This window comes from Psychrobacter sp. T6-1, assembly GCF_052258445.1.
Genome location: NZ_JBQQFC010000608.1, coordinates 1 through 871, shown reverse-complemented (window position 1 = coordinate 871; position 871 = coordinate 1). Strand labels below are relative to the sequence as shown.

At 45.1% G+C, this 871-nt stretch carries 1 protein-coding gene and 1 pseudogene; both read left to right on the top strand.

Going from position 1 to position 871, the window contains the following annotated elements:
* Window positions 1-372: DUF933 domain-containing protein (locus ACTXGO_RS14915; protein WP_443575071.1), on the top strand; the 372-nt coding region annotated here is incomplete at its 5' end.
* Window positions 373-689: 317 nt separating this feature from the next.
* Window positions 690-871 (top strand): annotated as a pseudogene (locus tag ACTXGO_RS14910) (deoxyguanosinetriphosphate triphosphohydrolase); the annotation flags it as partial.

Genomic DNA, 871 nt, shown 5'->3' with positions numbered 1-871 from the left:
GAATCTGAAATTGCGCAGCTCGATGAAGATGACAAAAAAGACTTCTTAGAAGATATGGGTATGGACGAGGCGGGTCTTGATCAGGTGATTCGTGGCGGCTATGATCTGCTCGATATGCAGACTTATTTTACCGCTGGCGTCAAGGAAGTACGGGCGTGGACAGTTGAGGTTGGCGCAACCGCACCGCAAGCCGCTGGCGTCATTCATACTGACTTTGAGCGCGGTTTTATTCGTGCTGAGGTCATTGCCTATGACGATTTCATTGAACATAATGGCGAAAAAGGCGCTGCTGCCGCGGGCAAATCTCGCTTAGAGGGCAAGACCTATATCGTCCAAGATGGCGATGTGATGCACTTTAGATTTAACGTTTAGGGTTATAGACAAGCAGTCCTAACCGCAAAAATCAAAATAGCTCAAAATTCAAAGTCAGCCTGAGTGCTGGCTTTTTTGTGCGTCTAGTTTTTTTCGTAGGTGATGATTTGGATGGTAGGGTGCTTTTTAAGCACCACTGGGCGGAATTTTGAACCGTTAACGGTGCTTAAAAAGCACCCTACGCCTAACTCAGGCAATGCCAGAGTAATCCATAAATTGCCACTCTCGCTACAAACTTTGTCTAATAGTGTCTACAAATTCTATAAGAGTTTAAGTATCATAAACAAGATTATAAAAATAATAACGGAATATAAATAATGAGCACTTACTCCAAAACATCAAAGAGCGCCACCGAGCACTGGGCAAGATTATTCAACGCCCAGCGTTTAGGTAGCGATAAACAAGCGCCTGTACAAGATAGCGCGCGCTCCTCCTTTCACAAAGACTATGACAGGCTGGTGTTCTCGCACTCCTTTCGTCAGCTCAACCAAAAGACGCA